This window comes from uncultured Eubacterium sp. (assembly GCF_945980375.1).
Taxonomy (GTDB): Bacteria; Bacillota; Clostridia; order Oscillospirales; family Acutalibacteraceae; genus Eubacterium_R.
The window spans coordinates 1-8,931 of the sequence record NZ_CAMFQO010000040.1 but is presented as its reverse complement, the minus strand read 5'-3'; the positions used below and the strand labels follow the sequence as shown (position 1 = coordinate 8,931).

Here is an 8,931-nt window from a genome sequence, read left to right as displayed (position 1 = left end):
GGATACTGTTAGGCTAAATACCATTGTCCTAAATAAAGCGAAAAATAAAAATCGGTCAGATTTTTCTGACCGATTTTTTAATGTTTACTGAATCATATCTGCGAGCATATCACTGAATTCTGTTGGATTTTCTATATCCAAGCCTGCAACAAGCCTTGCAGATGAATACAGGAGCATTACATATTTTTTAAGGGTGTCGTCGTCTGCAGCTTCAAGCTTTTGCGCAACAGGATGGTTAGAATTGATTTCCAATACAAGCTGTGCCTTAACACCTTGATTTGCACCCGGCATTTGACTGAGCACCTTTTCCATTTCAAGCGACACATATCCCTCTGCCGAAATGGAAACAGGGTGGCTTCCTAACTTGTTTGAAAACTTAACAGAGGATACCTTGTCGCCGAGAATGCCTTTAATCTTTTCCAGAAGGTCCTTTGAGTTTTCGTTTTTCTCCTCAATTTCCTTCTTTTCCTCGTCTGTTGAAAGATTAACCTCGTCTTTGCAGATGTTTGCAAAGTGCTTGCCGTCGTATTCCATAAGCATTTGAATGGCAAATTCGTCAATCTCGTCTGTAAAGTACAGAACCTCGTAGCCCTTTTCCTTAACCGCCTCAAGCTGTGGCAAAAATTCAATTTTGCTTATGCTGTCGCCGCAGGCGTAGTAAATGCTGTCCTGCGCCTCAGGCATTCTGTCAACATATTCCTTTAGGGTTGTGTAGCCGTCAACCATAGAACTCTTGAATTCAATAAGATCCTTTAGGCTGTCCTTTTCCATACCGTAGTTTGCATATACGCCGTATTTGAGCTGTGTGCCAAAGGTGTCAAAGAATTTGTTGTATTTTTCTCTGTCGTTATTAAGAAGCTTTTTTAGCTCGTTTTTAATTTTTTTGTCGATAGCCTTTGCAATTATCCTGAGCTGATGGTCGTGCTGGAGCATTTCTCTGCTGATGTTCAGGCTCAAATCGGCGCTGTCAACAAGACCTTTTACAAAGCTGAAATAATCGGGCAGCAGGTCTGCACACTTGTCCATAATAAGAACACCGTTTGAATACAGCTGAAGCCCTTTTTCATATTCCTTTGAATAAAAGTCGTACGGAGGATTTTCGGGAATGAACAGCAGCGAATCAAAGGTTGCCTGTCCCTCGGTTTTGCTGTGGATAACAAGCTGTGGGTCGCTGTAATCCATAAACTTTTCCTTGTAAAATTCGTTGTACTCCTCAGGCTTGATTTCGCCTTTCGATTTTCTCCAAAGGGGAACCATTGAGTTGAGTGTTTCGATGCTGACCTCTGTGATGTATTCGCCCTCCTTATCCTTGTCGGGAACCTGATGGCTCATTTCCATTTGGATAGGATAACGAATGTAGTCGCTGTACCTTTTAACCAATTCGTCAATCTTGTATTGCTCAAGATAGTCGCTGAAATGATCGTTTTCTGTATCCTCCTTGATGTGCAGTGTGATTACCGTGCCGGCATCCTTCTTGTCACATTCTTCAATGGTGTAGCCGTCAACGCCTGTTGAGGTCCATTTGTGTGCCTGCTCGTCACCGAATGCCTTTGACACAACCTCAACCCTGTCTGCAACCATAAATGATGAGTAGAATCCAACACCGAACTGACCGATAACGGAAACGTCCTGCGCCTTCTCGTTGTCTGCATTTTCGTTCTTAAAGTTAAGCGAATCACTTTTTGCGATTGTGCCGAGATTGTTTTCAAGCTCTTCGCCGGTCATTCCTATACCGTTATCCGAAATAGTAATGATACGGTTGTCTTTGTCAACCTCAATCATAATCTTAAAATCATCGCGGTTAAGCTTAACGCTGTTGTCTGTAAGTGATTTGAAATACAGCTTATCAATTGCGTCGCTGGCATTTGATATAAGCTCACGAAGGAATATTTCCTTGTGGGTGTAAATTGAATTAATCATCATATCCAGCAATTTTTTTGATTCTGCCTTAAATTGCTTTTTTCTCATAATACCATATCCCTTTGTTTGTAATTAGCACTCTGCACCGTCGAGTGCTAATTCTAATTATAGCCTTATTTTTCCAAATGTCAATACCCTTTGTTTCGGTTTTCAAAAACTCATATTTGTTTTTTTGTATATCCAATCCTTGCATATTTTTAATATTAAATTTTGAGTTTGCACAAATTGTTAACCTTTTTCGAAATAACGGTTGACAATACAAAATTGTGTGATAAAATATAATCAATTCGGCTTGTTGTATGTCGAAAAAACTAAAAAGGTTTGGTGATATTTGTGGCACAAACAGAAGAAAAAAAGAAAAGCAATTCAAAAATTTCCGATATAGTTTATATCGGTATGTCGGCGGCGATCATTGCAGTGTGCGCTTGGATACAGATTCCGCTTACTGTTCCTATTACATTGCAAACAATGGGCGTTGCTTTGGTAGCAGGTCTTTTCGGAGCAAAAAGAGGTACACTTGCAACCTTGCTCTATATCCTTATCGGTGCGATAGGTGTTCCGGTATTTTCCGGATTTAAGAGCGGCTTCGGTGTTTTGCTTGGCTCTACCGGAGGATATATAATCGGATTTATATTTACCGCATTGATAGTAGGTCTTGTTTCTGACAAAACAAACAAGCTTTGGGCAATAATTCTGTCTATGGTCTTGGGTGTGCTTGTATGCTATGCATTCGGTACCGCGTGGTTTGCTGTTGTTTATGCAAAAACAAATGAGCCTGCTTCACTTATGACAATATTAGGCTGGTGTGTTATTCCGTTTTTGATTCCCGACGCAGTAAAAATCGCGGTTGCCGCCGTGCTGACAAACAGACTGAAAAAATTTATTAAATAATGCAAAATATACTGTTGTCTTTGCCACTGTGATTTGTTATAATATATGACAACAAATTATAGAGAGGTAAGCAGATACTTAATCTGCAAGGTAAATTATGGGCGGTTTTTTTGGTGCAGTATCAAGGGAAGACTGTGTGTTTGACCTGTTTTTCGGTGTAGATTATCATTCACATTTGGGTACACGCCGTGCAGGTATGGCAGTTTACGATAAAGACACAGGCTTTGATAAGGCAATCCACAATATTGAAAATGCTCCTTTCAGAACAAAGTTCACCAAGGAGTCAAACGATATGCACGGACAGATGGGCATTGGTTGCATCAGCGATTTTGAGGCACAGCCTATTTTAGTTCGCTCACATCACGGTACATTTGCGGTTGCTACCGTTGGAAAAATTAATAATATTGATGTGCTCGTTGATGAAATAATTAAGAATAATACTCACTTTTTTGAGATGCATAACGGTGATATTAATCAAACCGAATTGGTTGCGGCTCTTATTAACCAAAAGGAAAATTTTATTGACGGTATCAGATACGCACAAAAGGCTGTTGACGGCTCTATCTCTATCCTCGCACTTACTCCGAAGGGTATATATGCCGCAAGGGATTTGCTGGGCAGAACTCCGATTTCAATAGGAGAAAAGGAAAACGGATACTGTGCGTCGTTTGAAAGCTTTGCATATCTGAATTTGGGATATAAGAATTATAAAGAGCTCGGCCCCGGTGAAGTGATATTTATGGACGAAAACGGAGTAAAAACCCTTATAACTCCGGGCGACAAAATGCGTATTTGCACTTTTCTTTGGATTTATTACGGCTACCCGTCAGCTTCGTATGAGGGCATAAGTGTAGAGAAAATGCGTTATAATTGCGGTAAGGCTTTGGCAAGAAGAGATAATGTTAAGCCTGATGTTATTGCCGGTGTGCCCGACAGCGGTATCGCGCATGCAATCGGCTATTCCAACGAAACGGGTATACCTTATTCCCGTCCGTTCATTAAGTATACACCTACATGGCCTCGTTCGTTTATGCCGACCACTCAAACCAAGCGTAACCTTATTGCAAAGATGAAGCTTATTCCTATCCCGGATTTGATTAAGGATAAGAGCCTTTTGCTTATTGACGACTCGATAGTTCGCGGTACACAGCTGAGGGAAACTACCGAGTATCTGTTTGAATCGGGAGCAAGAGAGGTACACATCAGACCTGCCTGCCCGCCGCTTTTCTACGGATGCAAATATCTTAATTTCTCTCGTTCAACCTCCGATATGGACCTCATTACCAGAAGGGTGATTACCGAGCTTGAGGGCAGAGAGCCTGATGACGAGATGATTAAGGAATACGTAGATCCCGACAGCGAAAAGTATCAAAAAATGATTGACGTAATTTGTAAGCAGCTCCACTTTACATCATTGCGTTACCATAGGCTTGACGATATGATTGAGTCCGTGGGAATAGATAAGGACAAGCTTTGCACCTACTGCTGGGACGGTCGTGAGTAAATAATGTACAGCTCCTGTTTTAAGGGAGCTGTTTTTTATATGTTGATTTTTTCATTTTGCTTTAAGTCACGGTCTTCTTTTAAATCTCTTATACGCTCAATTTTCAAATTATATCACCGATTTAATTAATTATATGGGCAATTCCCATATTGACAAATATAGCTAATGTCCATATAATTAATTAATGTAAACGAATTATTAAGGCGGTGAAATTTTGTTATCGTTGGTTGTTCCTTGTTATAACGAGGAGGATAATGTTGAGGATTTTTATAATCAAACAGTATATGCGTTTGATTCAAAAATCAAGGATTTTGAGATTGTTTTTGTTGACGACGGCAGTTCGGACAAAACCCTTGATAAGTTAAAAAAGCTTTATGACGGAGATAAGTGTCATATTCAGGTGCTTTCATTCAGCAGAAATTTCGGCAAAGAGGCTGCCATTTATGCAGGATTGAAAAATGCAAGAGGCGATTACGCCTGTATTATTGATGCCGATTTGCAACAAAGACCTGAAGTTGTTGTTGAGATGATGAATGTCATCAAAGAGGACAATACCGTTGATTGCGTAACTGCTTATCAGGCAGAGCGTAAGGAAAACAAATTTATGTCAGCCCTTAAATCGTCATTTTATAAGATTATTAATAAGATGTCAGAGGTTGATTTTGTAAATGGTGCATCGGATTTTAGATTGATGAACAGAAAAATGATTGATGCCGTTATCAGTATGGGCGAATATCACAGATTTTCAAAGGGTATTTTCAGCTTTGTAGGTTTTAATACAAAATTTATTCCGTACGAAGTGCAGGAGCGAAAAAGCGGAAAATCAAAATGGAATTTCTTTAAACTTTTAAAATATGCTATCGAGGGTATAATTTCGTTTTCATCATTTCCGCTTAAATTGTCGGCATATGTCGGCTTTTTCTCGGCATTTGTGTCGGTGATTTATCTCATTTTGGTAATTATCAAGCGACTTGCTTACGGTGTTGATGTTCCGGGTTATGCGTCTATTGTTGTGCTTGTTTTGTTCCTTGGCGGTTTACAGCTTATGAGCTTTGGAATTTTGGGCGAGTATATGTCAAAGGTGTATGACCAAGTTAAAGGCAGACCTATTTATATTTTGAAGGAACATTTGAGCGAGGACTTGCTTCGCAATGAGGAGAAACAACAATGAAAAATATGGTTAATAAAATTAAAACGAATCCGTTGCCGTTTGCTTATTTTGTGATTTTTGTTTCATTGCTGGTATTGTGCAGTCTGTTTCCTTATACGGGCGATGACTGGGCATGGGGAAGTGCATTGGGAATTGAACGACTTAAAACATGGTTTGATAATTACAGCGGCAGATATGTCGGTAATTTGATTGTGTTGGCTTTAACGCGTTCAAATATTTTAAAAACAGTTGCAATGTCGGGTACTGTAACCGGAATTATTGCTTTAATTAATAACATTACCAAAAAGCAAAGGGGAGCGGTATGGATTATAACCCTGCTTCTTGTTTTTATGCCGGTAGGTTTGCTAAAACAATCAATAGTATGGACAAGTGGTTTCGCCAATTATTCAACCTCAATATTCTTTATATTGTTGTATGTTTATTATTCTTGCGGTATTTATGAAAAAGAAGCGCCGAAATATCCGCTTTGGCATATACTGCCGATGTTTGTGCTCGGCTTCGTTTCTTCGTTGATTGTTGAACATATAACCTTATATTCTGTTGTTCTTGCAATATTTGTTTTAGTTTACGCAATAGTAAAATTTAAAAGGGTATACGCTTCATTTGTTTCTTATTTGGCAGGAACAGTCGGCGGAACGGTTTTAATGTTTTCTAATTCGGTATATCACAGTGTTGTAAGCGGTAATGACGGCTATAGAACAATAGGAGATAACGGCATTGTTTCAACTGTAAAAAGAGCATTTTCTGCGTATCTTGATACAATTTCACCGGAGGGCTTTTTTAAAAATTTTGTGCTGAATGCGTTTATTGCAGCGGTATGTGTTATCCTTTGGCATAGCCTAAAAAATAAGCTTTCGTTAAAGACAAGGATTATCGGTGAACTAAGCCTTACGGTTATTGTTATGTATGCCGGATTTTCGTTAATGTTTGGTGTAGGAAGATTATATCCCGATGAAAGATATAAGCTTTTACAGGGCTTTGCCACTGCTGTGTACATTTTGGCAATGTTTGTATTTTTAGTTGTGTTGCCTTTAACCGGTGATAAAAAAGCAAAAATTTTGTTTATGTATTTCAGCATCGGATGTATGATTGCTCCTTTATTTGTTGTAACTCCGATAGGCAGTAGGTGCTTTTTTGCATCATATGTTATGATGATTACTCTTGTTGTTGAACTTTTTTCAAACGTCGATGATGTTGTAAAACAGAGCGTGGCAAAATATTCCAAAACCGCTATGATTGTTTCGTTGGTCGGTTTGTTATATTTGTTATATGTTTATTCTTCAATTTATGTTGCAAATGTACACAGAATTGAAAAAGCGCAAACTGATTCACAAACCAAAACGGTAATAAAAGTTAAAAAGTTGCCATACGAGGATTATGTTTGGTGCAGTCAATTACAAAACGACGAGTGGAAAGACAGATTTAAGGCGTTTAACGGTATTGACGAAAATGTAAAAATAAAAGTCGTTGAAAGAAATAATTAATTAAAAGCTGTGAGACTCAACTTGGGTTTCACAGCTTTTTGACACATCTGTTGTTTGTTTTTTGAGTGTCGACAGTTTGCTTACAATATTGTTATTGTATTTTGCTACCGTAGGTAGTATATTATAATTGAGAAAAGGGTGAGAAAAATGCATATTCCAACTGATGATTCTCATTTTATCGAGATTAAAACATTTGAAGAAGATTATAACGAATCGCTGTCGGCAGAGGGCTTTGATTCGAATAAATGGATATACGTTCCCGGCGAGTACCGTGATTACCGTTATCTGCTTGGAACAAGGGGAAGCAATCCTGTTATTTGTATAGGCATTAATCCTTCTACCGCAGAGCCTGAAAACCTTGATAACACCTTGAAATCTGTCGATAGGCTTTCGGCATTTAACGGTTATGACAGCTTTATTATGTTTAATGTTTATGCCCAAAGAGCAACCAGACCAAAGGATATGGATGCGCAGGTGAACGCATTTTTACATAATGAGAATATGAAGGCTTTTGAATATATGCTGTCTTTGTCGCAAAATGCAACCATATGGGCGGCGTGGGGAAGCATAGTAAATGAACGTGATTATCTCAAATCCTGCGTAAAGGAAATGATTGAAATAGGCGAAAGGTACAATGCAAAATGGGTGCACGCAGGCAAGCTGCTCAAAAACGGTCATCCGCATCATCCTCTGTATCTTTGCAAAACAACGCCGTTTGAGGATTACAATATTAAAGAATACATAGAAAGCTTGTAAACAAAACAATAAACACCGTAAGCCTTACATCAATGCTTACGGTGTTTTTAATGTGTAGTTATTTCAGCAAAGCCTTTTGATAATAATTCAAAGCATCGTTAATAGCCTTCTGTCCCGATTCGTCAAACGGGTCAAGCACACTGAATACGTGCGGCAGCTTTTTGCCGTCAACCTCGCCGAAATCCTGAATTTCACATTCAAAGCCTTTTTCATTAAAGTAGTTGTATGCGTTTACGGTTTGGTCGTGCGCCAGCACGTCACCCGAGCTTGTAATAAAGTATGTGGGCGGCATATTGTTAGCAAGCTCCATAATCTCGTTCAAATCCATATAGCCGTATGTATTCTTGCTTTGATAATCCTTGCCCCACATTTTTTTGGTGTATACGCTGAACAGTCCGCCGGACTTCATATATGTAACAGGTGAGGTAAGAAGCAGGCACTTGATGTTTAGGTTGGTGTCTACAGTGTTAAAAATCTGTCTTGCGTCAGGGTTGTTGTTGAGTATAGTACAGTACAGAGCAAGCTGTCCGCCTGCGCTGTCGCCGGTAAGCATAACGGTCTTTTTGTTTGTAGGATAGCTTTTCATATTTTTGCTGATCCACGCAAGCGCATTTGTGCAGTCGCTTATCTGCTCGTTAACCGTAACATCGGGCACAAGTCGGTAGCTGATGCTGAACACACAGTATCCCTTGCTTGCAAGCTCCATACAGTAGTATTCGTTCAAATCCTTTGTTGCGTACATCCAACCGCCGCCGTGAATGTCAATAATTACAGGCAAGCCCTCTGCGGGTATTTCGCCCTGCGGATAAAAAACATCAAGCTGATGATATTTGTTACCACTGTCAAGATAAGGTATATCCTTAACCTTAACAACATTATCCGCAGGTGTTTGCTCTGCGTGCTTCTTCTTGTCAGACGCATCGCATGATTTCCAAAATAACTGCATAATTTTTACCACAAGGTCGTTTTCAAGTCCCTTTGAAGCCTCGTCCTTGTAGTCTATTGTTTGCGACGACAGCATACCGCCGATGTATATTGCTTTTTCGTCTGCGTCATCAATCGGCTGAATCAAATAATTAATTATTCCCATACCTATACCTATAATCAATGCTATTATTAAGAATATTACACAAAATATCTTTAGCCCCTTGTGTGCTTTCTTTTCCTTTACATTTACCTGCTCGGCCATATTTCATCCTCCGAAT

General features: G+C 39.3%; 7 protein-coding genes. 5 read left to right on the top strand and 2 right to left on the bottom strand.

Annotation, left to right across the window (positions count from 1 at the left end):
- Positions 1–84: 84 nt before the first annotated feature.
- Complete coding sequence (gene htpG / locus Q0P34_RS08040; RefSeq protein ID WP_294955254.1) at positions 85–1,968, bottom strand: molecular chaperone HtpG; 1,884 nt, start codon at positions 1,966–1,968, stop codon at positions 85–87.
- A gap of 285 nt (positions 1,969–2,253) precedes the next feature.
- On the opposite strand from htpG, the gene Q0P34_RS08035 reads away from it, so the two are divergent.
- The 5 genes from Q0P34_RS08035 to Q0P34_RS08015 all read left to right on the top strand — a co-directional run bounded on the left by Q0P34_RS08035 (position 2,254) and on the right by Q0P34_RS08015 (position 7,726).
- A complete protein-coding gene (locus tag Q0P34_RS08035) occupies positions 2,254–2,811 on the top strand; it encodes a biotin transporter BioY (RefSeq protein WP_366783879.1) in 558 nt (185 codons plus the stop codon).
- Positions 2,812–2,908: 97 nt separating this feature from the next.
- A complete protein-coding gene (locus tag Q0P34_RS08030; protein ID WP_294955252.1) occupies positions 2,909–4,315 on the top strand; it encodes an amidophosphoribosyltransferase in 1,407 nt (468 codons plus the stop codon).
- A 214-nt stretch (positions 4,316–4,529) separates the two neighbouring features.
- Positions 4,530–5,486: a glycosyltransferase family 2 protein gene (locus Q0P34_RS08025; RefSeq protein ID WP_294955250.1), complete on the top strand. Its 957-nt coding sequence runs from the start codon at positions 4,530–4,532 to the stop codon at positions 5,484–5,486.
- Positions 5,483–6,970: a DUF6056 family protein gene (locus tag Q0P34_RS08020; RefSeq protein ID WP_294955248.1), complete on the top strand. Its 1,488-nt coding sequence runs from the start codon at positions 5,483–5,485 to the stop codon at positions 6,968–6,970. Before Q0P34_RS08025 ends, Q0P34_RS08020 begins: the two co-directional genes overlap by 4 nt.
- Positions 6,971–7,117: 147 nt before the next feature.
- Entirely contained in the window at positions 7,118–7,726 is a 609-nt protein-coding gene (locus tag Q0P34_RS08015; protein ID WP_294955246.1) for a DUF1643 domain-containing protein, read from the top strand.
- Between the two features lie 58 nt (positions 7,727–7,784).
- Here the strand turns inward: Q0P34_RS08015 and Q0P34_RS08010 are convergent, their stop codons facing one another.
- Positions 7,785–8,915: an alpha/beta hydrolase gene (locus Q0P34_RS08010; protein ID WP_294955244.1), complete on the bottom strand. Its 1,131-nt coding sequence runs from the start codon at positions 8,913–8,915 to the stop codon at positions 7,785–7,787.
- Between the last annotated feature and the right edge of the window lie 16 nt (positions 8,916–8,931).

Excerpts from the sequence above, each read along its gene's own strand:
- Q0P34_RS08015 (WP_294955246.1), top strand. The coding sequence starts at position 7,118 with ATGCATATTCCAACTGATGATTCTCATTTTATCGAGATTAAAACATTT.
- Q0P34_RS08010 (WP_294955244.1), bottom strand. The coding sequence starts at position 8,915 with ATGGCCGAGCAGGTAAATGTAAAGGAAAAGAAAGCACACAAGGGGCTA.
- Q0P34_RS08020 (WP_294955248.1), top strand. The coding sequence starts at position 5,483 with ATGAAAAATATGGTTAATAAAATTAAAACGAATCCGTTGCCGTTTGCT.
- Q0P34_RS08030 (WP_294955252.1), top strand. The coding sequence starts at position 2,909 with ATGGGCGGTTTTTTTGGTGCAGTATCAAGGGAAGACTGTGTGTTTGAC.
- htpG (WP_294955254.1), bottom strand. The coding sequence starts at position 1,968 with ATGAGAAAAAAGCAATTTAAGGCAGAATCAAAAAAATTGCTGGATATG.